Below are 23,672 nucleotides of genomic sequence, written 5' to 3' on the forward strand. Positions count from 1 at the left end.
GCCATGAATCGAAGCTATTCACTGTCGCTTGTCGCGACGGCGCTGCTGCTGTCCGGACTCTCGGCCACGGCAGAGACCCTTCCGCCACAGTTTCTACCGGAAATCTTGTCTACGAGCCTGGCGCGCAGCGATGCCCAGGCGGAACAAGTCAGAGGCTACTGGAAGGCCAAGGCTCAATGCTGGGCCGACCTGTCCAGCGCTGAAGCCTCGCAAGGCGATACGCACGGCACGGCGATGATCGCCGCCGGCAATTCGCGGCGCATTCAAGACGCCCTGGAAGCAGGCAACGAGCCCGACGACGCCGAGCGGCCCATCTTCTCGCGCAAGTATGTGCCCTCCAAAGACGAGCGCTACGGCCGGCCGATGTGGCGTGCGGACATCGAGACGATTGACGGCGTCCTGAACCGCTACAGGGAGCGCAAGTGCCGCACTGCCAAGCTGGGGTGCCTCGAGGTGGCCCAGCAGTCCGTGTACGAGAACATGGAAGAGACGCGCGGCGCGCGCTGGAACCACGGTCGACCGGAAATCGACAAGGCGCTCCAGCTGGCCTCCGAAGCGTCGGCAGAGTTCGTAGCCAATTGCTCAACGGCGTCGCTCGAAGGCATTGACGTCTCGAAGCTTGAGCGCCCGCTCGAAGTCATCGAGGTCCCGGCCGACACGCTCTTCAAGTTCGGCCAGGCCGAAGCCAAGGGTCTGCTCCCGGGCGGTTCAGAGGCGATTGCGGCCCTGGCTTCGAAGGTCAAGGGTTATGGCACGCGTGCCGGCGGCTTGAGGATCGTTGGGCACACCGACCGCCTTGGCAGCCCTGCCTACAACGAGCGCCTCTCGCAGCAGCGAGCCAGCACCGTCGCGGATCTGATCAAGGCGACCGGCGTCGCGCTGCCGATGACATCGACCGGCGTGGGTTCGGCCGAGCCCACCACCGGCGACTCGTGCAAGAGCGTCAAGCCTCGGCAGGCGCTGATCGACTGCCTGCAGCCTGACCGCCGAGTCGGCGTTCGGATCCTACCCGCGACGCGATAGCAGGCGTCGCCTCGGACGGAGCCTGACGAGGTCGCCTCGTCCGGTTCCATCCGCCTTCTCGACTCTCACTCTTTTACACAACCACAAACGGACCAGGGAAGAACATGAAAAGAACTCGGCTCAACATCAGCTCGAACATCGTCGCCACGTCGGCTGCCGCGGTGATCGCGCTCGCCCTATCCGCTTGCGGTGGTGGTGGCGGCGGCGCTGGCGGCATTCCAATCGCCGCGCAGAACCCACCGCCCGCGTCGGCGCCCGCCGCCGCTCCCGGGTCTAGCACCCCATCGACATCCACGCCCGCTCCCGGCTCTGAGGAGCAGGCGGCGTTCACGCTGCTGAACAAGGAACGCGAGCAATGCGGCTTTGGTCGGCCCTCGTTCAAGAGAAGGTCACCGGCAACATCGTGGCTCTTTTGGCGCCGGTCACCGGCGCCAACGATCCCAACCACTTCCTTCAGCCCAACCAGGGCTTCGTTCTGCCGGATGCGCCACTGAAGACAAACACCGAGTACGTCGTGACTGTCACTGGCACGAACGGCGGAATCGCGTTGCCGGCTTCGATAGCCTCGGTTTGCTTGGTGTCGCCGAGTAGAACCATCCGTGCGCCGGTTTTCTCGACGATTCGCATCAGCTGCTGCATCTGGCGCGCACCGACCGTTCCTGCCTCGTCGAGCACGACGAGCGTTCGCGAGTCGATTGGCCTATTCTTGGTCTTCAGGAAGGATGCAAGGGTGTGTGCTTTGAGTCCCTCCTGTTTGAGTGCCTTGACCTGGTTGCCATAGGGAGCAAGGGCCAGCGTCCGGTACCCAGCTGCATGGATCAGGTCGGCAGCTCGAGCCACGGTGAAGCTTTTGCCGGTACCGGCGTCACCCTGGATCCCAACGAATCTGTTGTTCGTTGCGACGATCGTGTGAACCGCCTTTTGCTGGTCGGTGTTCAAGGTGGACCCTGCGAGCGCCGCCTCCAGCAATTGCGGGGCCACGATGGGAACGACGCTGCCTCGGCCCGCGCGTTCGATCGCCAGGATGGCCCGTTCCAGCTTCAGTGCCTTCGTTGTCGTGTGCCGGGCTGCCGTGCGTACCAGTGAGCCCTGCACGATCGCGTTGCGCAGATAGCTTTGTGCCTGTGCCTTGTCCCAACCCTTCAGCGCCATCAGGTAGCGCTTCCATCCGGCGGAGGACAGCGTTGAGCTGTTCCTGTCGCCGGCGATCGCGTAGGTGGCCATGGACTCGATGAGCGCACCCGTCCGGGCCAAACGCTGAATCTCTGCGCGGATCTCGTCAGACCGGACCAGTCCGACGGCGCGCTGCAGTGCCACGGTCGTGAGGTCATGCTCGGTGACGATCGCCTCGCGTTCCGTCAGATGCTTGATGGCATATTGAACAACGGCCTGCGCCGGTGTGAGGCTGGATGGCCGAACGGGTGGAGTCTGCGTCGAGGGTGCAATGGTGTGCGGAGACGAGGGAGAAGGACCGCGATCGGATGGGACGAGGGAAGGATCATCAGATGGTGCCGCGTCGTGGTCGACGGGCGAGTCAGTCTCCGGGCGATGCGGCGCCGGTCTGGCCGGACCCCCTGGCGCTCGGTCGGCTGGCACAGGCCAGCCACCCAGCTGCGATCGAGGACCATAGTCGATGCCGAACTCGCGGCTTTTCTCGACCCAGTACTGCTTGATCACCTCCCGGTCGGATTCATCCTTGCGCTCGCGCGTGGCCAGCGCGATCACCTGCTTCTCCAACGTCGTGGCCGTCGCTCGCGTCTTGCCCCCGTTGGCCAGCGCCTCCTCGATGACCATGCTGCGTTGCGAGAAGGCTTCGATTTGCTCCCGACTGATGTGCGCCAGTTCAAAGACACCCTTGTCATCCACGAGGCGAATCACGTATCCAAGCTCCTGCAAGCCCGCTGCGAGCTCGGCGTGGTAGTGCGCTTCAACTTGGGTGCGAAGCGCGAAGATCTCCTCGTTGGACAAGGATCGCCAGGCGCCGTCCGATCGCTGGGTCATGTTCAGGATGACTGCATGCGTGTGAAGCTGCGGATCCTTGGCCCGGCTCATCTCGTGACGGAACTTTCCGATCACCATGTTCCCGGTCCGCTCGCGATAGCTCTTGCCCTTGACCTTCCGGCGCGCGGCCGCGAGCGTCTCGGCGAATTCGAGCGCGCTGGTGACAGCGTGGTCGTGCGCTTGCGTCACACCCTTGTCGCCGGCGACGAGCGCCTGCATGGACACCGACTTGGGCGGGGAGAAAGTCAGGTCCAGGCCCATCCTTTTCTTGTTCTCTACCGAATTGAAAGTCGCCTGAATTCGCTCGCCATTGGGCAGCTGGCCGTCAAGCAGGCGGGCGAGCTGCTTGTGTTCGATCGGCCCCGTCAAGCCAAGGGCTTGCGCGCCGGCGCCTTGCCATTCGCCGGGGTTTTCCTTGGTGTAGTAGTCGTCGGCCGACGAGAAGTAGTGTGCGGCGGCATACTGATTGTTGCCCTTGATCAGGGTGAGGGAGAGCATGTCTCAAATGTCTCCGAGGCCTCGCCCGGGATTCGAGGCCATCACGTTCGCGTTTCCTCTTGCGCGACCCAATCGCTGATGTCCATGGGCGGCGCCGAAGGTTCCGGGCCGTCCGCGCTTGAGAAAAGGTCGAGTGTCGGGTTCGACTCCGCATCCCGCGGCCTTGAGCTTCTTGCCGCCGTTCTTGCCTTGCGCCTGCGCGGCGGCTCGGTGGCGTCGGCGCCGGTCGGCGCCGACGGAGTCGAGGACATGTCCGGCTCGGGCTTGGAGTTCGAGAGGCCATCGTCGAGGATCTCGATCGGATTCGCCCGGCGCGGGTATTCGCGGTAGGCCACATGAATCTTCGCGATCGGGAAGTCCTCCGCGAACATCACGTAGCCGTCCAGGTCCTTGAGATTGGAGATCTCCGAGTCCATGACCACGGGTTCCGGCTGGCTGGCCACCAGCTGACGACTGCCGCCACCGCCTTTGCCGACCGTCTGGGTGACGTTGATGCGCTCGACATGCTGCTTGCCCAGGATCTCGCTCGCCTTGTCGGCATTGAGCGCGTTCGAAGCGCCGAAGATGAGGTAGTTGCGAAAGCACGCGAGTAGCGTCTTCGCCGAGTCCTTGCCGTAGGTCTCGTCGAGCTGGGCCCAGTCCTGGATGCTGCCCACGATGCGCAAGCCATGCTTGCGGCCCTTGGTCGCGGCCGGCACGAAGGACTCCAGCTTGCCCAGCGACTCCAGCTCGTCCAGGAAGAGCCACAGCCGCGTATCCGTCATCGGCTCGTTGCTCAGGATCGTTGCGCAGATCGTGTCGATCCAGGTCGCCACGAGCGGGCGCTGGGCCGCGCGCATGTCCTCGCGCCACGTGATGAACAGGTTGCCGGCCTTCGGGTCGTGCACCCACTTGTGCAGCGAGAACTGTCCCCGGGTCATGAACCGCAGCGGCCGTACGTACTTGTTCATCATGAACTGGATCGACGCGATCGCCTTCTCAGCGTTCTCGCGGAAGTAGCCCTGTGAGTCCGTGTTGGCGAGAAAGGCGCGGATGACATCGCCGTCCTCGCGCACCAACAGGTTCACGAGCGTTTCCTGATCCGGATTGCCCGTCTCGTGCAGCTTGCGCATCGTGTCCGCGAGCACGTCGCGCGTGTAGGCGCACCACTGCTCGTCATTGGGATCGACCTGCGGGGGAATCACGCTCTTGGCCATGCGGCTGAAGTCATGCACACCCTGGATCTCGTTGAAGATCGTCCAGCCGGCCGAACGCTTGTCGAACGGGTTGAGGATCGTGTCGCCCGGGAAGCTGAATTTCGAGAAGAAGGTCCCGTTCGGATCGATCACCGCCATGCGATCGCGGCGCCTCACTGCTGAAAAGATCATGGCCTCCATCGCCACGGATTTGCCAGCTCCTACGGATGCGCAAATGAGCGTGTTCCGGTTCTCAAGGTGGAGGGGCATCGGCATCCGGCCGACCATGATGGGCGGCAAAGGCTTCGCTTCGCGGTTCGCCTTGCGTCGGCGATTGTTCTCGAGCCGATTGGCCGCGAGGACCTGACGACGGACGGCATGCCAGTTCGCCATTCGCGAGCCGCGCATCCAGCGACGGTAGGGCGCGCCGCGGAACTTGTCGTCGCCGTACTCATGAAGCAGGTACGCGACGCCGGCAGCGGCGGCGAGGCCCGCGAGCAGCCCACCCATGATGATGGGATGATGCGGCGTGAGATTGAGCGCTTCGGTCAGCGCACGAGGGAAGGGAGACAAGGGCACATTGCCCAGGTAGGCACCAGACCACCAGCCCGCCATTGGCAGGGCAACCCCAAACGCCATGGTGGCGTTCTCGACTTCGTGTCTTTGCACGTGAAAACTCCCTTGAGAAATCGCAGCGAGCATGAACCCTCGGCCTTCGAGGCGTCAAGCAAGCGCCGCTGTGGAACAAAAAGGGGGGGACGCCTCCCCCCCTGCGCAGTGATGGACAACCGGACGCTTCGCGGGTTGCCCACCGCCGCGTGACGGCAGCGCGAACGAGAAAGAAAGCGAGCCGGCCGTGGACAACCGTCTCCGGTTGACCATCGCTGCGCTCACCCCCCCTCTGCGAAGAAAGGAATCTTTCAGGAAGCCTGCCATCTACTCCCTCTGTCGATGGCGAGGCGCTGCGGATCGCGCTCGCATGGGACGCCCGAAAGACGAAGCTACCTGATGTACAGCAAAGTTGACATGCAGGCGCAGCTGAGAAGCGACCGCGGCGGTCGATCGCGAGCTGCTTTCAAATCGCAGGGCTTGGCGCGTGGGCGCCGTGATGGCATCCACCAACTGCGCGATGAGCGCCTTTTCGACGAGCTCGGCATAGCTGGCCACCGTCTGCCTGCAAAGGCCTGCAGCGCTTGCTATGGCCGCCTGTGTGACGGGTCTGGCGAGCTGCAGGAGCTGCCGGCACGCGGCGACGATCTTCGCGGCCGTCGCGCATCGACGGATCTCGTGGGTGCGCTCGGCCGCCCGCCGTTGGCGCTCGGCGAGCGGCGCGCGCGGATCGAGTTGCATGACCCCGCGCCGACGGCCGCCGGTGCCGTGGTAGCGGTCCCAGGTCCACCGCGCCACCGACCTGACCGTGGCCCTGACGCTGGACATCAGCAGATCCTTCGCGAAGCCCTGCGTCGAGTAGCGATTCGCTTGGTGCGCATAGGTCTCGAGCTGCCGCGAGAACGTCTCGAAGCTGCCATGCGTGCGCTCGCGGCCGACGATCGCGTAGGCGTGATGCCGCAGGTCATCGAAAAGCAGGCAATGACGCGAGTGCCGGAGCTTTTCGATCGGTGCCGGTTTGGGCCACGGCGTGCGCCCGGCCAGCTCCACGTGATCGGCCAGCTTGGCGAGGCCATACACCGTGGCATGCAGTTCGATGGTCTCCCACCACGGATGACCGGGCGTCTTGGCCACCGGTCCGCTTCGAAAGGCCCGGTCCGCCTGCAGGCGCTCGGCGAAGGCATCGTAGATCGCGCGCATGTAGGCGATCGGCGCCGATCGGGCGCGCTCGGTCGTGCACACCGGCTCGATCGCATAGTAGAGATGGGAATGCCGGCTGTGCCGGTTGAAAACGATCAGGTTCGGCGCCGGCAGTCCGGCGTCCTGCCACCTGAAGGCCTCAGCGTGATCCAGATCGAAGATCAGCCAGCTGACCATGCCCGGCCGGTTGACCTGCATGTAAGGGTAGCGTACGGCGTATTCGCGCGGCCGCACGCGTGTGGCGGTCTTGTCGTCCGAGCACCTTGGGAAGTAGGGCGCTTCCACCAACATCCGATGAAGCGCGGTGCCGGGCCGAGGATTGCGTCCGTCAACGCTCCAGCGCTGCTGGTGTGCCGGGTCTGTGGCGTTTTGTTGAGCGGTATAGGCCATGTTCTCGAAGGTGTGGCGCGATCTGTTCGCGCACTTGCACTTCGAGGACCAGAACACCTATACTCACGGCGCTTCCTAGCCGGTTTAAGTGCTCCGAGGTTCCTCGAAGATTCGAAGAGATAGCCAAGAAACCGAGAGGTCCGCCTAGTTCGCGGATCTCGCAATCAGCCCGCTCTGCAAAGCGGGCTTTTTGTTTTGTGGTCCTTGGCACGATGAAAGTCATTGCGCGTGGCGCGTCAGATCCGACCGGCGCGCAGGGGCATCCATCTCCAGGCTCGACTGGAGCACCGCGATACACCGCCGACCGAGAAGGTCGGCCAGGCGATCGGCGTCGTGCGCGGCGTCCACTGGATCGCGATCCAGCGCCATTGACAGGCCGCGCTTGATCCAGTCGCTGCTCGATGGCGAGCTCAGGGTTTCATTGATCGCCGCCTGGACCTCGTTGATTGATTCGCTCATCTCTGACTCGCTGTTCAGATGCCGCCGCGCAGGAGCGCGGCACGCTTGTCGGCTGCACGCTGCGCCTCGGCTCGGCCCTCGATGGGAGGGCTGAACTTCCTGGTGCTGTGGGCCTTGCCGGCAATGGCGTTGTTGGACGCGGCCTTGCGCATTTCAGCGCCTACGATGCTGGGCTGGCCTCGCCAAAAAAAGGCACTCGTGGGAGCTGCCGGAATCTGGTTCATTTCTGTGCCGAATTGGTTTGGTTTCCGGTGCGTGGAGCCGATGACCACGTGTTGGTAGCCCAATGAGTGCCACTGCGGCACATGGACCCGCCGGCTTCGATCTCAGAGGCAAGGACATCGACAACGACATAACCGGCGAACTCGCTTTTCACGCGGGTGCGCAGGATGGCTGTTGCGTCGTCTTCGTCCTTTGCGAGCGTGTAGGCATGGATCAACTTGATGACCGAATCGGCGTTCTGGCGCTTGAGCACCGCCGAGACCATGAATTGCGAGCGGCGCCAGCCTTGGCGGGCAGGAGCGGCTGGGCAGCCCACGCCGAGCCGAACACCCCGGCCGCGCAGACCCAGGCGAGCAAGGGCCGCAGACGCTGGCGGATGAAGATCGAACTCATGCGCCTCCTCAGTACGTCGAGCGGTACGGCTGGCCTTGCGACCAACGGCTTTGCCAGTGCGCGATGTACTTTCCAGCGAGCGCCGGGTCGTTCCAGACCACGAGCACGTTCTCGCTGTTGCGTTTGGCGGCGGCCGCCGTGTAGTTGAAGCTGCCTGTTTCGACGTGGAGCCCGTCGACCACGATGAACTTGTCGTGATGGATCGGGTAGGCGCTTACCGTGCGCGCGGGGATGCCCGCATTCGCCAGAAGGTTGAGCGCCTCGCGCGCTGCGTTCGAACGGGCTTCGACCAGGTTGTTCTTGTAGTCGACCACGACGGCCACATCGACGCCGCGCCGCCGGGCGGCCAGCAGAGCGCTCACCACAGGCGGGGAAGTGAAGCTGTAGGCTGCCAGGCGGATGGACGATCTCGCCATGGCGATCGCTTTGAGCACCAGGGCCTCGGCGCCTGCGTCCGGCGAGAAAGCGACCTCGATCGATGGAGCCGCAACGGGCGCGTCGAGCGGCGCGCTGGCCGGCACGCGGGCGGCCGCCGGGATGGTGAGTGCGGCCAGCGTGGCTGCGGTGAGGATTCGTCCAAGGGATGCAATGAAGGTATTCAAGCTGTTCTCTCCAAAGAGGGTTGGGTATCTGCCGGCGCTCAGTTCACGAACTGAACGAAGGAGGGGGTGTCCCGTCGCACCTCAGTCGGGGCGGCGGTCTTGCTCGGCGTGGCAGAGGGTGCCGGCGTCGAGAGCTGGACCTTGACCGGCAACTCCGTCGTCGTCGGCGGCGGCACGCTGTCGCCGGCGTTGGTCATCGCCGAATCGGCATAGGTGACCCACGGGGACGAAGGTGCGGTCACCGAAGCAAATCAGAAGGCTCTTGCATCGCGAGGGCAAACCAATAGAACCCAGATCGCATTGAAGCGGCTGTGGAAAGGGCAAACAAGTTGTCGGTAGATAGAACATCATCAAAACAGGATCTCGTCACAGCCGTGTTGGCATTGGAACCCCAGACCAAGGCCGCGCGACTGCGCGATGTCCTACCCGTTATCGAGCAGAAGCTCGCCGAGGGCGTGCGCATTGCCGATATTGCGCGTACTCTGAACGACGGCGGCCTAGAGCTGACAGGAGGAACGCTCAAGAGCTATCTCAGCAGGTACCGGAAGCGGAGCAAAGTCAAAGCGCCGCTGTCTCATAGCGATCCAGTCGGGTCCGCAAGTCGAGGGGAGCCGACCGGTCCTGACCCCGCGACCCCGTTCGATCCCACTGCGGAATGTCGACGCGAGGTCGGCAATCGAGGGACAGATCCAGCATGATCTGGCGCCGACTGCCCAAAGGCATCGGCGTGGCCGCGAAGGATGGCGGAAACGGTGCGCTCGGAGCCAGTCGATTGATCTTCGAGTCGATGCTCGACAAGCGGGAAATCCAGCGCAGGGTCACGGCCCAGACTGCGGCTGCGCTCGTGGAAGCCAGGATCGATTCGCGCGCCCGGCGACTCAACACCCTGAACTGACGTTGGAGCGCAAGTGGAGGACGCTTGCTGATGTTCCTCGCCGTCTTCGCAATAGTTGGCCGATTAGTCGGCGGCCATTGCCGTCAAAAGGTGTTCACCCCTTGACGCTGGCAGAAGATCAATACTGTTGTTGTGGCACCTGCTCCTCATCGCGTCACAGCACACTGTTCAGCCTGCCTCTGGCGGGCTGCTTCTTGGGCTCGCGCAAACGCCCTGCCCTAGCGCCGAAGGCCGGTGCGCTCACTCCCTCGTCAGCTCCCCCCGCACCCGCGCGATCATGCTGGCCAAGGTGCCCACATCGCACTCCGCCTCGCCACGTTTCATCTTCTGCGCAAGACCCTCGATCGACTCCAGCATCCTCACGGCCGACGCGATCGCATCCACATGCGAGCGTCTGAGCATCCGCATTTCTTCCACGCGCATCTCGCGCTCCATGCGTTCAACGCCATCCTTGTCCGTCCACCTGGACGACCGCGACTTCCCTTCGACAAAGACCTCATCGCCCTTCTGCAGGTGATCGCGCGCCACCTCCGCCAGCCGGTCGAAGCACACGCACGTGTGCCACTCGGTGTGCGAGCGCATCTCGCCCGATTCGCGGTCGCGCCAATACTCGTTTGTCGCGATGCTCAAGGTGACGACGAGACCGCGAGCGGTCTCCCTGACGTCGGGAGCGCGGCCGAGGCGGCCAATCAGTTGTTGTCGATTCATATGCGTTTTGTCCTTCTTTCGCGGGCGCTTGCCCTATACGATCCTGAGCAGCCACTGCGTTTGGCTCTCCTCATCGGATGCCGTGGTCAGAAGCCCGGGCGGGCCACCCACAGCGCCCGGGCTTCGCTTTGGAGGATCAGCCCTTCAGTCGCTTCATCTCCTCGGCCAGCATCCAGAGGGCCCGGTTGACCTTGATGTTCTGATCGATGCCCCGAACCTCGCGCGTGCGCTGCCGGCGCCCGTTGCTGGTTCTTGCCGCCAAGCCCCCACGGACCAGGTTTTCCTGCACGCGATTGAAAGTGCTCCAGAGATCCGGCTTGCAGTCGGAGATCCTCCGTGGCGCAAGAACCTGCGCTTCCGTGATCGGTGCCGGCGCCGTGGGATCGGATTCGTACTTCAATGCCAGTGCTGACCGCGCGAAGATTTCGGCCTCGACCGGTTCCAGCGTGACCGCGCGCAACCCTTCGCGCTTCTCGCGCACTTCGTCGAATCCATCCAGGACCCGGAAAGCACCTTCGATGACGTTGTCCACGATCTCGCCCGAATGACGAATCCGGACATCTTCGATTGTTGGCGCCGGCCGAAATTTGACCCACTTGTGAGGGTTGTGCCGGTTCAAATTTGACCCGGGTGTTCAGCCTACCCTGCTGCTTTTTTAAGCGGTGGGGGTATGAGGATTGATCACCATGGCCATGATTGGCAAGGTCCTGCGGATGCACCACCGCGAGAACAAATCGGTGCGGGAGATTGCGAGGGCGACGAGCCTGTCGCGCAACACGGTGAGGAAGTACCTGCGAGCGCCGGTGGCGCAGGTGCCGAAGTACGAGCGCCGCGTGACGCCGACGAAGCTGACGCCCTTCGTCGAGACGGTGAAGATGGCGTTGCTGGCCGATGCGCGCCGTCCCAAGAAGGAACGGCGAACTGCGCGGGCGCTGCTGCAGCAGATTGCCGAAGCCGGCTACGAAGGCGGCTACACCCAATTGACCGACTTCATTCGTGCCTGGCGCGCTAGCCAAGGCGGCGTTGCGGTGGGCAAGGCGTTCGTGCCGCTGGCCTTCGAGCTGGGCGAGGCGTTCCAGTTCGATTGGAGCGAGGAGGCGCTGGTGATCGGGGGGATCTACCGCAAGCTGCAGGTCGCCCACATGAAGCTGTGCGCGAGCCGAGCGTTCTTCCTGGTGGCGTATCCGAGCCAGGGGCACGAGATGTTGTTCGATGCGCATACCCGGTCCTTCGCGGCGCTGGGCGGGGTGGCGCGCCGGGGGATCTACGACAACATGCGCACGGCCGTGGACAAGGTCCACAAGGGCAAGGGCCGCACCGTCAACGCGCGTTTCTCGGTGATGTGCGCGCACTACCTGTACGACCCGGACTTCTGCAACGTGGCCTCGGGCTGGGAGAAGGGTGTGGTGGAGAAGAACGTTCAGGACAGCCGCCGGCGCATCTGGATCGAGGCTCGCGAGCGGCGCTTCGCGAGTCTGGACGAACTCAACGCCTGGCTAGGCGAGCGCTGCCGGGCGCTGTGGGAAGAGATCCGGCATCCCGAGCACAAGCAGTTCAGCGTGGCCGAGATGCTCGAGCACGAACGGGTGCAGTTGATGCCGATGCCCGCCGCCTTCGACGGCTACGTCGAGGAGGTGGCCCGGGTCAGCAGCACCTGCCTGGTGTCGGTGGCGCGCAACCGCTACTCGGTGCCGTGCGAGTTGGCCGGACAGATGGTCAGCACGCACCTGTATCCGACGCGCGTGACGGTGGTGGCTGGCGACGTCGTCGTGGCCGAGCACGAGCGGCTGACGGACAAGGGCAAGACGCGCTACGACTGGCAGCACTACATCCCGCTGGTTCAGAGGAAGCCAGGGGCGCTGCGCAACGGTGCGCCGTTCACGGACCTGCCGGAATCCTTGCAGCGGCTGCGCCGCGCGCTGTTGCGCGAGAGCGGCGGCGACCGCCTGATGGCCCGGGTACTGGCGCTGGTGCCGACGGCCGGGCTGGAGGCGGTGCTGGTGGCCGTGGAGTTGGCACTGGACGGTGCGCCTCCGTCCGGGCGCGTGAGCGTGGAGCACGTCATCAACGTGCTCGCGCGTTTGAACGCGGCGCCGCGGCCGGCCAACGTGCACACGTCGTTGCAGGTGCTGACGCCGCCGATCGCCGACACGGCCCGCTACGACCGGCTGCGCGACATCCAGGAGGCCGACCATGCGTGACGTCATTGCCGAGCTCAAGGCGCTTCGTCTGCACGGCATGGCCGGGACCTGGGCCGATCTGATTGAGCAGAACAACGCCGAGGTGGAGCGATCGCGCTGGCTCGTTGAGCAGATGCTGCGTGCCGAGACGATCGAGCGCGCCACGCGCTCGGTGAGTCACCAGCTGAACGCGGCAAAGTTCCCGGTGCATCGTGATCTCGCGGGGTTCGACTTCGAGGTCTCGCCGGTGGACCGCAAGCTGGTGCTTCAACTGGCGGAAATGACCTTTACCGATGAGGCGCACAACGTGGTGTTGGTGGGTGGGCCCGGCACGGGGAAAAGCCACTTGGCAACCGCCATCGGCGTGGCGGGCATCACGCAGCATGGCAAGCGCGTGCGCTTCTACTCGACGGTCGACCTGGTCAACGCCCTGGAGCAGGAGAAGGCCCAGGGCAAGGCCGGGCGCATTGCCGCGAGCATGCTGCGCCTGGACGCGGTCGTGTTGGACGAGATGGGGTACCTGCCCTTCAGCCAGGCCGGCGGGGCGCTGCTGTTCCACCTGCTGTCCAAGCTCTACGAGCACACCAGCGTGGTGGTGACGACCAACCTGGACTTCGCCGAGTGGTCCAGCGTGTTCGTGGATCCGAAGATGACCACTGCATTGCTGGACCGGCTGACACACCACTGCCACATCGTGGAGACGGGAAACGAGAGCTACCGCATCACGCACGCCACAGCCAACACGAAGAGGCGCATCCGGGCTCGCGAGCAGGAGCGCAAGGAGGCCAAAGTGCCACCCAACGACCTCGCCTGATCAACCGCATGCAGGGACAGGGCGCTGCGGGCTTCGCCCTTCGCGCCCTATAAGGCCGAACATCAACAAGCAAGTGAAAAAGGAGGAAAGCGCTACAGTTGTCCACAGTCGGCATCAACGATGCCGGCTTCCGTCCCCGGGTCAAAGTTCAACCGGCAGGGTGGGTCAAAGTTCAACCGGCGCCGACACCTATGTCGTTTGAACGATGTTCCTCACGCGCGGTGAGCGCGCATACTGGAACAAGGCAACTGTAGAAGCAGGAGGTGAAGCGCAATGCTCACCCAGGATCAAAAAGAAGCCATCCTTCGCGCCGCGGGAATCACGGTTCCCGAGTGGGAACACGATGCATCGCGATTCCCATCGGATCGGCGGGAGCGCCCTGGCGAGTCTCCGTCCACGGGCCCGGTCAACGCCGAGGCCCGAGCGCTTGCGGCCAAGACGCATGCGCTCGCCATCAACGAGCTGTTCGAGCGGTACGTCGCGCGACGCCCCGAGACGAGCCTGCGCGAAGCGGATGAGGTGATGCGACGCAGATCGCCGACCCGACGCGCTTGATGGAGAATGATCACGCAGCCAAGCACGCCAGTGCTTCGGCTTCGCGTGCGACCTGCGGCCGTGCCTCGTCTCGCGCCGTCGGCTCGACCCCGCGGCGCGGAAGGAAGGAGCGATCACCGAACTGGTGACGCGCGGGCAGCGCTTTCACCCTCGTGGGGCGGCCCGGACCGGAGCGAGCAGGCGAGTACCGCATGGCCCAGTTATGCCGCCGCGCGCCGCGAGGATGCAAGATCGAATAGTAGAGACCGAGGCCGCGCCGGTGGGGAACACCGCTGCCGCTTCCCGCGGCACAAACTCCTATTCAGCGTCCCGTCCCAACTCGGCGCAATGGCATCTTCACCAATGAAGGCGACCTGCGACCGGTCTACGCTGAAACGAAGATCGCGGAACAAGGACGAGATCGATGCAGGGAAACCACCGCAGTCGCGCGGTGCTCAGCGCCAGACACAAGGCCCAGATCCTGGCGCGCGTCGGCGTGACCGTGCCGCCCTCCCCCGCGCCATCCCCGCACGCTGAACCGTTGATGGCACAGCAAGGCCAGGCACGCAGCAACGATAGCGGGCGCCCGTTGCAGACCGTCAACCAAGGCAGCGCAGCCGAAGCGGCCTGGCGCCACCAGGTCGACATCCTGTATGCGGAGTACGTAGCCGAACGTGCGGCCAAAGGCTTGCGCGAGTCAGAGGAAGCCGAGCGACTGGCGCGGCTGAGAAGGGCGAACGGCCATTGAGCCCGACGAGCCGCGCCGGTGCGCACGTAAGGGCGTGCCCTGCGGCGCGAGTAGTGGAGGTTGTAGCCGTCGATGTTTGTTCTGCTCAAACCGCGCGCCAACGGACGCAAACGGACAGGATGGCCAGCCAAGGGAAATCGCTCGTAACCGCAAGCGTTATGGACACCCCCTTGCGAGCGTAGCCGGTCGAGGGCAACGCGCGGCTGCACAGTCCACGAGAAGAGCGAGGCAACCTCGATGCGCTGCGCGAAAGTGCGCGGCAGTCGCGGGCAAGCAATCACTGGATGAAAATCCAGTGAAGCCTCTATACTCGTTTCTCGCGGCCGCCAGGCGCGCCATGGTTTGAATCGCGACCAACGCGCTGGGCGGCCGGCGCGAGGCGACCGGCGGCCCTCATCTCGCTGCTGCCCGTGCCCAAATATTGCTCTCGGTCCGGCCCTCTTCCAACGACAACCATGGAATCCGCAGACGTTTCGATTCTCAGCGACAGTGCACTGGCCAAGCTTGCATGGGAAAAGCGCCGGGAGGCGCTGCATGGCAACCGCGACGCCTATGGCGTGGCACATGAGCTCGAACGGGAGTTGCGCCGCCGCGAAGCGTTGCACACTGGTCCGGCCCAGTTCATCGACACCATGCCCATACACGCGATCACCCAGCGTCCCTGGTGGCGTTTCTGGGACTGATTCGCGTCGGCGTGTCGTGCAGGACTCGAGCTTGACGCGATGCCTCATTTCAGCCCGCGAAGCCTCCGCACGCCGAAGGTGTGTCACCGGTCTGCGAATCTGCCTCAGCCTCGCAATCGCCGGTCCGCGCGCCCTGCCCTCCCGCGACCCTGATCTGTCGGCCTGACCCCGCATCATGCACAGGACAGCGATATCGCGGCCCCCGCACGCCAAACGGAATCAGGACGATGAACCGACCTGCACGATCAAGACCAATGTCAGCGCGGCCATCGCGAAAATGACCGCCACAGCGACGTGTTGCCTGAAGCGCTGTCGTCCCGCAATTTCCTCAAGTCTGATCTTGCGCGCGAAGTCAGCGAGGCTTTCCGGATCGCTCGGCACCACGGCGACGTCCGAAGCTTCGGCGAACTCGCGACCACTTTCGTCGATGACAACATCACTGCTATCCACGCTCCGAGTCTCCATCAATTCGGGCCGCGCGTGTTGCAAGGAACCTGGTGCGTTCGTGAGATTTGCGGCAGGCATCCGGCCGTGAAGGGTCATTGGACGAAGGACGACGCCATGCGCGAAAAATAAATGGGGTCGGCCGCCCTCCCCCTACTTTCCCGCCTCCAGATCAAACAACTGCCGATCGACCTTCCAGTCCGGCCCGTAGGTTGCATCCGCATATGCGTAGATCACCGCGGAGCCGAGCAGCCCATGGAGAACGTCTCCCTGCGCTGCGCGCCGGCTGATGACCGCATTCAGCGCGCCCTTTCTCGCCAAGTCCTGGAGGGCCTGGTTGACCCATTTCTGCAGCGTGGTCGCATCCAGCGCAGCGACCTCCTGCTTCATCACCTCGATGCGCTCGCGCAACCAGCTGGACTTGTCGCTCGCCAGAGGTTGCGCCGGTCGCGTTGGTGGCTCCTCCTGGACGGATGGGGAAGCAGGCGCAATCGCAGGCGGCTCAACCTCCTCCGAACCGTTTCGAAGCAGGGACCGAAGATAGGAAAAGGCGTTCTCGATCGAACGCAGATTCTTGCTGGCCGCCCGCCGCTCCAGCACAGCGATCTGCTCTCGCACGCGATCGTCTCCGAACTCCTTGATCAACCCTTCCAGCTTGATCTCTCGGATTCCCAAGGTCTCAGCGCGAAAGATCAGGTTCGCATCCACCGGCTCTGCTGCGGCTGGCTGCGGCAAAACAGCCACCCTCTTCTTCCGCACGGCGAACTGCACCTCGTTGATCGTCCTTCCCTGCTTGTGCTCGATCAACTCGATTTCGAGTTCCGTCTCCGTGTTGATTTCCAGCACCGCATCCTTGACGCGCTCGTTCTTGAACTTGCGCCACTCGCGCCGCTCGGGCCCCGGGCCATTGCTCAAGGCGTCGACCCACCAAGCCACCGGCTTGCGGCTCGTCACCCCGCTGGGATTGTCCCGATAGCGTACGCAGATCTCATACAGCGCGACCGCCGTATAGGACCCCAGCTTGCCCAGCACCTCGAGGTCAATCGTTGCCCAGCGTTGCGGCTCGCGCAGTGCAGACATGATGGTCGGCGGATAGGACCAGCTGACCCAGTTCTCGCCTCGTCGCACCTCCAGCGCCACTTCAGACAACATCGAGAATCCGCGCCACTTGACGCCGTCTCCTGGGGCCGTCGACTCCCAGTCGACCTCCAGGCTGCGCATCTCGAGGAGATAGCGTTTGGCAGCCGTTCGCTCGCTGCCGCTGGACCCCGTGGTGCGCAAGACGGCCGCCAGGGGCGCCTCAAACATGAAATCGGCCGCCGGCATCGTCGGCATCGGCACCAGGCGCGTCTGCGCAATCTGCAGCAGTGCGGTGTAGATGCGCCTGCCTGTGAGCGTCACGCGGGCGGAGCGCGGCATCATCACGATCATCTCGTGCGGCTTGCGAAGTTCGAGTGGTTCTTCGGAACCTGTGATCTGGGTGTTTTTCAACGCGCTCATGACGGATTGATCGTATGTCCAATCATATTTGGACACAAGATGACTTCCCTGAGGGCGCAGGCTCGTGGATCGAACACGTAAGACACGGGCGCTTGGCCAAGCCCGGGGCGATCAGAAGCTGGACATTTCGCTTGTCGTGTCCCTGGAGCCGACGCTGGCGGACCGATCAAAACCCGGACAGTTCGTTTTCCAGAACGCTTCCGACACCACTTTTTGACCGATTAGGACCTGGACATTGGGCACTTGAGGCACTTCGGGGGCACTTTCCCGACTCCCGAAGACGTGTTGTGGATATCTTTCGTCCTCCGATCAGCGTCCGGACACCTTCCGATGAGAACCTGTACGGTTTCGATCAAAACCTGGACGCAAGCGATTGGGACCTGGACACTTCGAGCCGCATTCTTTCCATAAGTCTATGATTTATAAGGATAAATTTGACTTGGCAGAAGGCTTTAATCTATTTAAGGTATTCAAGTCTTCTTCTTAATCTCGGGGGATCTTGGACAAAAGAACGCCCTGAAGAGCGCGCGCGGACGTCAACGAGCCTGCAGATGTGCAGCCGATTCTTCGATTTTTCGAAGGTGATGGGCATAATCGCACGACATCGAAACTTCCAAGGGCAGATATCGTGGACATTAAAGGAACCATCCGGCGGCAGAACCTTGAGGATATCGAGCACCAGGCTCACAAGGTCGCTGGGATGATGGAGCGGATCCGGTTCGCCATGCTGGCGCCTACAGCCGCGAAGACTGCACCAACCCTGAAGGCAGTGCAACTGGCGGAACTTTGCGGGGTCGACAAGTCCAAGATCTCCTATCGCCTCTCCCGCGGAGATCTGCCCGGAGGCGAGATCCATGGCAACAGCCGTGAGTGGACCATGGCGGAGTCCCAGGTCTGGGCTCGGGAACTGCGGGCCTCGCACCTGCGTCCCGAAGGGGCCGCGGGCATCACGATCACCGTGGCCAACTTCAAAGGGGGCGTCGCCAAGACGACCTCTGCAGTGACCCTTGCCCAAGGCCTGTCGATGCGCGGCCACAAGGTGCTCCTTGTCGACCTCGATCCCCAGGGTTCGGCCACAACGCTGTTCGGTGTACTTCCCGACGCTGAGGTGGAGACCGAACATACAGCCATGCCCTTGTTCACCGGGGAGAAGGACGATCTCGAATACGCCATTCGACCCACATACTGGCCCAACATCGATTTAGTGTGCGCTGCTCCCCTGCTCTACGGCGCCGAGTTCCATCTGCCTGCGCGCCAGGCCCGGGATCCTGGCTTCGAATTCTGGCGGGTGCTGGACCGCGGGCTGGACCTGACGCGGGAAAAGTATGACGCCATCGTGATCGACACCCCGCCTTCGTTGAGCTATGTGACGATCAATGCGCTGATGGCGGCCGATGGAGTGATCATGCCCCTGCCTCCTTCGGCCCTGGACTTCTCGAGTTCCGCCCAGTTCTGGGACCTGTTCTCCGACCTGTGCAACCAGCTCGTGCGCAGCCGCGGCAAGGACAAGAGTTTCGAATTCATCGACGTGCTGCTCTCGCGTGTTGAACCTTCGGACACCGCCAGTTCGGTCGTTCGCCAGTGGATCCTGGAAGGTTATGGCGACAAGGTCCTGCCAATCGAGATCCCCAAGACGTCCGTTGCCGCTACCGCGAGTGCCGAGTTCGGAACTGTCTACGACCTGCCCCGGGGCTCGGTGAACTCGAAGACCTTCTCGCGTGCGCGCGTGGCCTACGACCGTATGTGCGAACTGGTCGAGCAGCAGATTGAAGCGGTATGGGCGCGGCAGGTGGCTGAGCGACAGATTCTGGAAACGGCGGTCTGATATGGGACTCAAGGACAAAGCATCCAAGATCGATTTCGCCTCGTTGATGCCGACACCGGCGCTCAATCCGGAAGTCGCCAAGCCCAAGACCGCGCCGGGCGCCATGATGGCCTTGGCCAACGATCAGCGCTCCGAGCTCCTGCGGGAGAACGACCTTTTGCGCGAGCGGGCGGCCAAAACGGGCGAACTCGAAGGCCGTCTGCAAAGTGCAGTTGAGGAGCTGCAAAGTTGGGACGGTGCGAAGGCAACGCGCTTGCTCGATCCCAAGACCATTCAGCGCAGCGTTTACGCCAATCGCCATGAGTCCAGCTTCAAGAGCGAAGCTTTTGAAACTCTGAAGCGCGAGATCAAGGAAGCCGGGGGCAACGTTCAGCCGATCAAGGTCAGGGCGCTGGCCAATCCCGGCGACGGGCCGCAGTTCGAGATCGTCTTCGGCCATCGTCGCCATGAAGCCTGCTCGCAGCTTGGGCTGCCGGTCCTGGCGTTCGTGGACAACCTCGATGACCAAGCGCTGTTCGAGGAGATGGAGCGCGAGAACCGGGAGCGTGCCGACTTGTCGGCTTGGGAGCAGGGTGTGATGTATGCCAAGGCCCTGGATCGGGGCTTGTATCCCTCGATCCGGCAACTCGCCACTGCGATCGGGGTGGATCCTACGAATCTCTCGAAGGCCTTGGTTCTGGCGAGACTGCCGGCCAAGGTACTTGAAGCATTTGCGTCGCCGCTGGACCTTCAGTTTCGCTGGTCAACCGTGTTCAAGGCGGCCATTGAAAATGATCTGGCAGGGCTGGAGAGCAGGGCGGTGAAGATCAGCGCGAAGCGCGATGGCATGTCGCCGAAGGAGATTTTTGCGGGGTTGACTACACCGCAGGAGTCCCGGGTTCAGGTGCAGGCGCCGGCGACGGTGCAAGCATTTGAGAAGGCGGGCAAGACCGTTGCCACCATGAAGACCGATGGGGAAGGGCGCTCGGTGATCCGAATCCATGTGGGGCTCACCGCCCAACGCCAGCGTGAACTGGCCCAGTTGCTGGAGCGTTTTGTGGCGGCGGGCTAGCGAAATTCTTCGTCAAGTGAGGGGCGCTTCGGCGCCCCTTTTTATTGGTGAGCGGACGTCGCGAGAGGGTGTAGTACGGTACTACACCCGGGATGGTGTGAGCGGCCAGGCCGTTGGTGGACTCTCTCGATCTCGTCGCGCGACGCCGCGTTGGGGGTGTAGTACCGTACTACACCCTAGGTTTGCGCACCATCGCCACACCGTTCCGCAGAGAAGCGACTTGCATTGAGGCGGTCCGAATTGGAGGTCCCTTTCGGGTCGGACCTAGCGTGCACACTCGGGGGCGGATGAGCGTTTGTCGCCCAGGCGGCGCATGCAGGAGCCTTGTGCCGCCACGACCGAAATTCATGGAAGCATCAGAGCCCAGTTGGGGGTGGGACCGTCCCACTCCCTACCGTGCCTTGAGTTTCGAATGTGGAATTGCTTGTCGAGCGGCCGCGCGCGAACTGTGCTACCCAGGTTCCCTGAGCCAGGGAACCGCTGCACCGAGGCATAGGTGGAGGCGCCAAGTTCCGGATCGCGTGTTGCGCCCAGCACTGGATGGCTCAACGGCCAGGTCGCCGACTCCCGGGCGCTCACGAAAGAATTGGGCCGGTTGGAGTGGGCGATTCGATGGAGATCGCGAGCGGCGGCGGAAAAGCGCCGCACTGTTCAAGACCGTGCCGACGGCGCCAGGCGCAGAATTGCCGAAACTCCAAATTATTGGCGACCCACCGTTCGCAAGCGGTGTAGTACGGTACTACACCCACACACGCCGAGAGCCCGTCTATTTCTCCAGATCTCGCAGCGTGATGCGGCGTGGCGTAGTACGGTACTACACCATGCCGCACCATTGCGCGAGCAGCGCGCAGCAATAAGGAGCCTTCCAGCGAACCACCCGCCGCAGCGCAGGAATGTTCCGCGCCGCGCGAGCTGTGTGCACAACACACCATCCCGACAGAGGCCTGTCTCGGCGCACAAACTCACGACCTAGCAGTCGGAGCTCTACCGGGAAGTGGAACGCCAGCGCAAGAAGGTCACTGAGTTCGAAGGGCCCCTGGCGGTCTTGGCATGACCGGGTGTAGTACCGTACTACGTCTCTCCCTAGCTCTCGGTCAACAATAAAGAGGGCGTCGAGGCGCGGTACACCTCCCCAGTGACGGATCGCAAGGGCAGGGCGACCCTCTTCTTCAAGCTATCTATCAGGTGGCTGGGCCTCACGAATCTGAACGGAAGGGCAACCTCTCGGGCTGGGGCCCGAACCTTAAGGCCGAGAACCCGCCTTTACTAAATGATTGATCGGAAGTAAGCGACCACATATATCTTGTGGAGCACCAATCGCTTCGTCCGTGCGGGACCGAACGGGGGGCAAGTGAATTCGGCGTTGTGGAAAAAACTGAATCCCCTCAATGACTTAGAGTCATCCCCGCGAAGAATCTGCCGAGGAACACGTTGAATCTATGTTGATGATTATTAGGATGAGGGCTAGGATTGCTCGACAGCGCCGACAAAGTTTCGCCGTGACCATCCTCGCGCGTTCCGCTGGCGTACCTGCACTGAGCGAAGTGACCAACTGAACGACTTGACACGTGAAATGAGCACACCCCGTCTGCCGCCAAACTTGGCGCACATTGACGACAATGAGCTCGAGCGCCTGGCTGCGACCTGGCGCGCGCACGCCCTTCGCGGACATCGCGAGGCCTACGGAATCGAGCATGCCCTCGAGGCCGAGGGGCGCCGGCGGATGCGAGCGAGCCAGTTGGCGCAGTTGCCGCCTGCGCCCGAGACCTGTCCAAGACCTTGGTGGAGATTCTGGGGAAACTCGCCGCTGGGCAGCCAGGGCAGGCCGAGATGACTCGTCCTCTGTCCCAGAGGAAGCCCAGGAGATCCGCCCGGAGGCTTCACCGAGGGCATTTCGCGTTCATGCGCGCACTGGCGCAGGGGCTTGATGAGCGCGCGAGCTGGGACCGCTACCTTCGCCTCGAAGGCGAGCACACCGACCTGCGAACGGTCCGAAGGACGATCGCCTGGATCCGCGACGAGTTCGCGGCCGCAGCCAAGCGCGAGAGGAAACCCGGAACGGCACGGCTGATCCTGCTGGACCCTGACCGATTGCCTGCTGCGCCGACCCTGCCGAGCCTGGCCGAATTTGCTGAGGCGCAGGGACTGGAGGATTTCAGCGAAGACGAGCAGATCGAGGCGTACGAAGCCGCCTATCCGAGCGCCCGGCAGGGTGGAGGAGGGCGGGGAGGTGCCAACGGCCAGGCCTCACGGCGAGCCCGCCTGATCGAGCGCCAGCTGGAGGCGCTGCGCTGGTTGCAGGATCTCGAGGTCCGCGATCCCCGTCCCGGCGACAGCGTGGGCGCCTGGCTCAATCCTTCGCTGGCCATCCGTCTCGAGCGCGCGGGCGTGCCGACGATTCACACGCTCGTGGATCGCATCAACGGCATCGGTGCGAGGTGGTGGCTACATGTGCCCGGCGTGGGCGAACTCAAGGCCGCTCGCATCGTCCAGTGGCTGCAAGCCTACGAATCAGTGCTGGGCCTGCGCGTCGGAGCCCACGCGACCCAGCCTCGAAAGCAATTGAGCGCGGCTGCATTGGCCGCGGTCGTGCCGGCGACTGCGGCGATCGTCCCCTACGAGAAGTTCGCGTCGCCGACGGCGCTCGATGGCAGGCACGGAGAGTTCCGCGCGCCTCAAGATGCATGCCGCCTCCTGGCGGTCAACGACCACGAGGCGCTTGGTGCCTGGCTCGCCGCGAAGCGGCCGGGGGACGGGAGCGCAGACCTGTCGGCCACCCAACGCTCCTACCGAAAGGAGGCCGAGCGGCTGCTGCTGTGGTCGGTGCTCGAGCGAAGGAAGGCGCTGTCGTCGTTGTCGGCAGTGGATGCCGAGGCGTACCTGGGATTTCTGGCGGCGCCGCCTGCGAGCTGGTGCGGGCCGCGGCACCATCAGCGCTGGTCACCGATGTGGCGACCGCTGGAGGGGTCGCTCTCCCGTGCAGCGCAGCGCCAGGCGTTGGTCATCCTGCGCAGCATGTTCACCTACTTGATTGAGAACGGCTATGTGGTCGGCAATCCGTTCGCGGCGGTCGCACCGCCGCTGACTCTTGATCAGCCTCGGAGTCCGGTGCGGACGCTGACCCCCGCCCAATGGAAGCACCTCGACACCTTGCTGCAGGCGCATGGAGACACCGAAATCGATCGGCGCCTGCGCCGAGGGATGCGCTGGATCTACGCCACCGGACTGCGTCTGGGCGAGATCACGCGGGCGAAGTGTGAGGACCTTGAGCAGCCGGAGCACCGGCAAGCGCATGACGAGAAGGCACCTGGCTGGTTGCTGCATGTGCAGGGTACGCGGGGGCATGCGCGAAGGGTGTCGGTGCCATGCAAGCTGGTCGAGGAGCTCAGCGACGAACTCGTGCGTCATGGATTCGAGGCATCGCCGCGCGCGACGAGCAACCGGGGCATGCCCGTGATGGCGCGCTTTGACATCGCATCCGAACGGCCGACGGCCTGGTCGGCCTCTGGGCTCTATCAGGCAATCAAGAGATTCCTGGCCCATGCCGCGGAAGGCCTCGATGAAGCCGAGGCCACTCAGCTCAAGGAGGCCAGCACGCACTGGTTGAGACATGCGGAGGGCCGGCGCGCAGCAGGGCAGGGCTGGGAGGGACCGAGAGCCGGTATGCACGACCATGGAGTTGGCCTCGAACGCCCTTGAGGAGGCGCGCGCCATGAGC

The 23,672-nt window shown here is 63.7% G+C and carries 20 protein-coding genes and 2 pseudogenes; 11 read left to right on the forward strand and 11 right to left on the reverse strand.

What is annotated here, in order from left to right:
- Positions 1 to 3: 3 nt before the first annotated feature.
- The gene (locus tag VAR608DRAFT_RS01520) at positions 4 to 1,023 is read left to right on the forward strand and encodes an OmpA family protein (RefSeq protein WP_088952463.1); all 1,020 of its coding nucleotides are present in this window, start codon (positions 4 to 6) and stop codon (positions 1,021 to 1,023) included.
- A gap of 549 nt (positions 1,024 to 1,572) precedes the next feature.
- Here the strand turns inward: VAR608DRAFT_RS01520 and mobF are convergent.
- From mobF to VAR608DRAFT_RS01555, 7 genes and pseudogenes are all read right to left on the reverse strand, one after another.
- A pseudogene (mobF, locus tag VAR608DRAFT_RS01530) lies at positions 1,573 to 3,522 on the reverse strand (MobF family relaxase); the annotation flags it as partial.
- A gap of 41 nt (positions 3,523 to 3,563) precedes the next feature.
- The gene (locus VAR608DRAFT_RS01535; RefSeq protein ID WP_197700450.1) at positions 3,564 to 5,366 is read right to left on the reverse strand and encodes a type IV secretion system DNA-binding domain-containing protein; all 1,803 of its coding nucleotides are present in this window, start codon (positions 5,364 to 5,366) and stop codon (positions 3,564 to 3,566) included.
- A 267-nt stretch (positions 5,367 to 5,633) separates the two neighbouring features.
- The gene (locus VAR608DRAFT_RS01540; RefSeq protein WP_088958542.1) at positions 5,634 to 6,896 is read right to left on the reverse strand and encodes a replication initiation protein; all 1,263 of its coding nucleotides are present in this window, start codon (positions 6,894 to 6,896) and stop codon (positions 5,634 to 5,636) included.
- 219 nt (positions 6,897 to 7,115) lie between these two features.
- Positions 7,116 to 7,355 (reverse strand): hypothetical protein, encoded by a 240-nt coding sequence (locus VAR608DRAFT_RS01545; protein WP_088952466.1) that lies wholly within the window; start codon positions 7,353 to 7,355, stop codon positions 7,116 to 7,118.
- A 14-nt stretch (positions 7,356 to 7,369) separates the two neighbouring features.
- Positions 7,370 to 7,507: a hypothetical protein gene (locus VAR608DRAFT_RS36630; RefSeq protein ID WP_157730548.1), complete on the reverse strand. Its 138-nt coding sequence runs from the start codon at positions 7,505 to 7,507 to the stop codon at positions 7,370 to 7,372.
- A gap of 68 nt (positions 7,508 to 7,575) precedes the next feature.
- Positions 7,576 to 7,842, reverse strand: a complete 267-nt coding sequence (locus VAR608DRAFT_RS01550) for a hypothetical protein (protein WP_088952467.1) — start codon at positions 7,840 to 7,842, stop codon at positions 7,576 to 7,578.
- Between the two features lie 136 nt (positions 7,843 to 7,978).
- A complete protein-coding gene (locus VAR608DRAFT_RS01555; RefSeq protein ID WP_443082910.1) occupies positions 7,979 to 8,572 on the reverse strand; it encodes a phospholipase D family protein in 594 nt (197 codons plus the stop codon).
- Between the two features lie 66 nt (positions 8,573 to 8,638).
- On the opposite strand from VAR608DRAFT_RS01555, the gene VAR608DRAFT_RS36635 reads away from it, so the two are divergent.
- Positions 8,639 to 8,785 carry a hypothetical protein gene (locus tag VAR608DRAFT_RS36635; protein WP_157730549.1) on the forward strand — a complete coding sequence of 49 codons (147 nt, stop codon included), beginning with the start codon at positions 8,639 to 8,641 and terminating at the stop codon, positions 8,783 to 8,785.
- Positions 8,786 to 9,266: 481 nt separating this feature from the next.
- The gene (locus VAR608DRAFT_RS01560; protein ID WP_088952468.1) at positions 9,267 to 9,467 is read left to right on the forward strand and encodes a hypothetical protein; all 201 of its coding nucleotides are present in this window, start codon (positions 9,267 to 9,269) and stop codon (positions 9,465 to 9,467) included.
- 240 nt (positions 9,468 to 9,707) lie between these two features.
- On the opposite strand, the gene VAR608DRAFT_RS01565 is transcribed toward VAR608DRAFT_RS01560, so the two are convergent.
- Together VAR608DRAFT_RS01565 and VAR608DRAFT_RS01570 are read right to left on the reverse strand one after the other, a co-directional pair.
- A complete protein-coding gene (locus tag VAR608DRAFT_RS01565) occupies positions 9,708 to 10,175 on the reverse strand; it encodes a single-stranded DNA-binding protein (protein ID WP_088952469.1) in 468 nt (155 codons plus the stop codon).
- Between the two features lie 136 nt (positions 10,176 to 10,311).
- Positions 10,312 to 10,746 (reverse strand): annotated as a pseudogene (locus tag VAR608DRAFT_RS01570) (DUF932 domain-containing protein); the annotation flags it as partial.
- A gap of 115 nt (positions 10,747 to 10,861) precedes the next feature.
- Here VAR608DRAFT_RS01570 and istA point away from each other — a divergent pair.
- The 5 genes from istA to VAR608DRAFT_RS01595 all read left to right on the forward strand — a co-directional run bounded on the left by istA (position 10,862) and on the right by VAR608DRAFT_RS01595 (position 15,134).
- The gene (istA, locus tag VAR608DRAFT_RS01575; protein WP_088958544.1) at positions 10,862 to 12,376 is read left to right on the forward strand and encodes an IS21 family transposase; all 1,515 of its coding nucleotides are present in this window, start codon (positions 10,862 to 10,864) and stop codon (positions 12,374 to 12,376) included.
- Positions 12,369 to 13,169 (forward strand): IS21-like element helper ATPase IstB, encoded by an 801-nt coding sequence (istB, locus tag VAR608DRAFT_RS01580; RefSeq protein WP_088952471.1) that lies wholly within the window; start codon positions 12,369 to 12,371, stop codon positions 13,167 to 13,169. Before istA ends, istB begins: the two co-directional genes overlap by 8 nt.
- 273 nt (positions 13,170 to 13,442) lie before the next feature.
- Complete coding sequence (locus VAR608DRAFT_RS01585) at positions 13,443 to 13,724, forward strand: hypothetical protein (RefSeq protein WP_088952472.1); 282 nt, start codon at positions 13,443 to 13,445, stop codon at positions 13,722 to 13,724.
- Positions 13,725 to 14,127: 403 nt separating this feature from the next.
- A complete protein-coding gene (locus VAR608DRAFT_RS01590) occupies positions 14,128 to 14,451 on the forward strand; it encodes a hypothetical protein (protein ID WP_088952473.1) in 324 nt (107 codons plus the stop codon).
- A gap of 455 nt (positions 14,452 to 14,906) precedes the next feature.
- Complete coding sequence (locus VAR608DRAFT_RS01595) at positions 14,907 to 15,134, forward strand: hypothetical protein (RefSeq protein ID WP_088952474.1); 228 nt, start codon at positions 14,907 to 14,909, stop codon at positions 15,132 to 15,134.
- A 219-nt stretch (positions 15,135 to 15,353) separates the two neighbouring features.
- Here VAR608DRAFT_RS01595 and VAR608DRAFT_RS01600 read toward each other — a convergent pair whose 3' ends face one another.
- Together VAR608DRAFT_RS01600 and VAR608DRAFT_RS01605 are read right to left on the reverse strand one after the other, a co-directional pair.
- A complete protein-coding gene (locus VAR608DRAFT_RS01600) occupies positions 15,354 to 15,584 on the reverse strand; it encodes a hypothetical protein (protein ID WP_157730550.1) in 231 nt (76 codons plus the stop codon).
- Between the two features lie 147 nt (positions 15,585 to 15,731).
- Complete coding sequence (locus VAR608DRAFT_RS01605) at positions 15,732 to 17,078, reverse strand: RepB family plasmid replication initiator protein (protein ID WP_088952476.1); 1,347 nt, start codon at positions 17,076 to 17,078, stop codon at positions 15,732 to 15,734.
- Between the two features lie 553 nt (positions 17,079 to 17,631).
- Between VAR608DRAFT_RS01605 and VAR608DRAFT_RS01610 the strand changes: the two genes are divergently transcribed.
- The 3 genes from VAR608DRAFT_RS01610 to VAR608DRAFT_RS01625 all read left to right on the forward strand — a co-directional run bounded on the left by VAR608DRAFT_RS01610 (position 17,632) and on the right by VAR608DRAFT_RS01625 (position 23,653).
- Positions 17,632 to 18,903, forward strand: coding sequence for a ParA family protein (locus tag VAR608DRAFT_RS01610; RefSeq protein ID WP_231973120.1), 1,272 nt, complete (start codon positions 17,632 to 17,634; stop codon positions 18,901 to 18,903).
- A 1-nt stretch (position 18,904) separates the two neighbouring features.
- Entirely contained in the window at positions 18,905 to 19,954 is a 1,050-nt protein-coding gene (locus VAR608DRAFT_RS01615) for a ParB/RepB/Spo0J family partition protein (protein WP_088952478.1), read from the forward strand.
- A 1,902-nt stretch (positions 19,955 to 21,856) separates the two neighbouring features.
- Positions 21,857 to 23,653 (forward strand): site-specific integrase, encoded by a 1,797-nt coding sequence (locus VAR608DRAFT_RS01625; RefSeq protein ID WP_231973122.1) that lies wholly within the window; start codon positions 21,857 to 21,859, stop codon positions 23,651 to 23,653.
- The last annotated feature ends 19 nt before the right edge of the window (positions 23,654 to 23,672 follow it).

The sequence above is a fragment of the Variovorax sp. HW608 genome (assembly GCF_900090195.1).
In the GTDB taxonomy this organism is placed as follows: domain Bacteria; phylum Pseudomonadota; class Gammaproteobacteria; order Burkholderiales; family Burkholderiaceae_C; genus Variovorax.

Coding starts and splice junctions, on each gene's coding strand:
- VAR608DRAFT_RS01615 (WP_088952478.1), top strand. CDS start 18,905: ATGGGACTCAAGGACAAAGCATCCAAGATCGATTTCGCCTCGTTGATG.
- VAR608DRAFT_RS01550 (WP_088952467.1), bottom strand. CDS start 7,842: ATGGTCTCGGCGGTGCTCAAGCGCCAGAACGCCGATTCGGTCATCAAG.
- VAR608DRAFT_RS36630 (WP_157730548.1), bottom strand. CDS start 7,507: ATGCGCAAGGCCGCGTCCAACAACGCCATTGCCGGCAAGGCCCACAGC.
- VAR608DRAFT_RS01590 (WP_088952473.1), top strand. CDS start 14,128: ATGCAGGGAAACCACCGCAGTCGCGCGGTGCTCAGCGCCAGACACAAG.
- VAR608DRAFT_RS01605 (WP_088952476.1), bottom strand. CDS start 17,078: ATGAGCGCGTTGAAAAACACCCAGATCACAGGTTCCGAAGAACCACTC.
- istA (WP_088958544.1), top strand. CDS start 10,862: ATGGCCATGATTGGCAAGGTCCTGCGGATGCACCACCGCGAGAACAAA.
- VAR608DRAFT_RS01595 (WP_088952474.1), top strand. CDS start 14,907: ATGGAATCCGCAGACGTTTCGATTCTCAGCGACAGTGCACTGGCCAAG.
- VAR608DRAFT_RS01540 (WP_088958542.1), bottom strand. CDS start 6,896: ATGGCCTATACCGCTCAACAAAACGCCACAGACCCGGCACACCAGCAG.
- VAR608DRAFT_RS01625 (WP_231973122.1), top strand. CDS start 21,857: ATGCGCGCACTGGCGCAGGGGCTTGATGAGCGCGCGAGCTGGGACCGC.
- VAR608DRAFT_RS01560 (WP_088952468.1), top strand. CDS start 9,267: ATGATCTGGCGCCGACTGCCCAAAGGCATCGGCGTGGCCGCGAAGGAT.
- VAR608DRAFT_RS01565 (WP_088952469.1), bottom strand. CDS start 10,175: ATGAATCGACAACAACTGATTGGCCGCCTCGGCCGCGCTCCCGACGTC.
- istB (WP_088952471.1), top strand. CDS start 12,369: ATGCGTGACGTCATTGCCGAGCTCAAGGCGCTTCGTCTGCACGGCATG.
- VAR608DRAFT_RS01545 (WP_088952466.1), bottom strand. CDS start 7,355: ATGAGCGAATCAATCAACGAGGTCCAGGCGGCGATCAATGAAACCCTG.
- VAR608DRAFT_RS01520 (WP_088952463.1), top strand. CDS start 4: ATGAATCGAAGCTATTCACTGTCGCTTGTCGCGACGGCGCTGCTGCTG.
- VAR608DRAFT_RS01585 (WP_088952472.1), top strand. CDS start 13,443: ATGCTCACCCAGGATCAAAAAGAAGCCATCCTTCGCGCCGCGGGAATC.